The organism is Paracidovorax sp. MALMAid1276, from assembly GCF_049198005.1.
Lineage (GTDB): Bacteria > Pseudomonadota > Gammaproteobacteria > Burkholderiales > Burkholderiaceae_C > Acidovorax.
This window is the reverse complement of record NZ_JBMIRS010000241.1, coordinates 1-1,324: the sequence shown is the minus strand read 5'-3', so window position 1 is coordinate 1,324 and position 1,324 is coordinate 1. Positions and strand designations below refer to the sequence as shown.

The window sequence follows — 1,324 nt, the reverse complement described above, 5'->3', positions numbered from 1 at the left end:
CCTGGGCTTGTCGGTAGTACCCCGCGATCCTCGGTTTTCGCGCGTTTCGCTTCGATGCCTTCTACCGCGCAGACTCCTGTGTTCGCCGGACGACCCTCCGCGCTGCTGGAGATGTATTCAAACGTAACCATTGGCGCTATGCTGGGCGCGAGGCCGGGTTGACCCCGCAGGTTGGGTGAACGGCATCCGAGGAGAACCGCCATGAGCCAGTTCAGGATTTCCACCCGCTTGGCGGGGTTGTTGACCGCCCTGTGCCTTTTGGTGCTCGTGGTCGGTGGCGCGGGCTTGTTCGGCATGGCGCAGTCCAATGCCGGGCTCAGGTCGGTGTATGACGACCGGGTGGTGCCGCTCAAGCAGATCAAGATCGTGGCCGACATGTACGCGGTCAACGTGGTCGATGCCGCCCACAAGGTGCGCGACGGGGCCATGACGCCCGCCCAGGGGCTGCAGGCCGTGGCCGATGCGCGCAAGGCCATCGAATCCAACGTCAAGGACTACCTGGCCACCCAGCTCGTGCCCGAGGAGCTCAGGCTCATCGAGCAACTGAAGCCTTTGCGCGCCAAGGCCGATGCCGCCACCGAGGTGCTGGTGGGGCATTTCCGCTCCGGCGATGTCGCGGCGCTCACGGCCTACGCGGCCAAGGAGATGTACCCCGCCATCGATCCGCTGCAGGAGGTGCTGGGCCAGCTCATGCAGGTGCAGCTGGACCGCGCCAAGGCCGAGTACGAGCGGGCCGATGCGAGCTTCCAGACCCTTCGCGCCGTGGCGCTCACGGCGGTGGTGCTGGGCATCGCGCTTGCGGTGCTGATGGGCGGGGCCATGATCCGGCAGATTTCGCGCTCGCTCGACAACGCGGTGCAGATCACGGATTCGGTGGCGCAGGGCGACCTCACCGTGCCCATCCACGCGCGCGGCAAGGACGAGATCGCCCAGCTGTTGGGCGGCCTGACGACCATGCGCGACAACCTGGCCCAGGTGGTGTCGGGCGTGCGCGGCAACGCCCAGGGTGTGGCATCGGCCAGCGCCGAGATCGCCTCGGGCAACCACGACCTGTCGATCCGCACTGAGGAGCAGGCCAGCGCGCTGCAGGAGACGGCGGCATCGATGGAGGAGCTGAGCTCCACCGTGAAGCAGAACGCCGACAACGCGCGCCAGGCCAACCAGCTGGCGCTGACCGCATCCACCGTGGCGGGGCAGGGCGGCGACGTGGTGGCCGAAGTGGTGACCACCATGCGGGGCATCAACGACAGCAGCAAGAAGATCGCCGACATCATCAGCGTGATCGATGGCATCGCGTTTCAGACCAACATCCTGGCGCTGAACG

General features: G+C 66.8%; 1 protein-coding gene. It reads left to right on the top strand.

Annotated features, from left to right (window positions below):
- Positions 1-201: 201 nt before the first annotated feature.
- On the top strand, positions 202-1,324 hold a 1,123-nt coding region (locus tag ACOQFS_RS19815), incomplete at its 3' end, for an MCP four helix bundle domain-containing protein (RefSeq protein WP_421564527.1).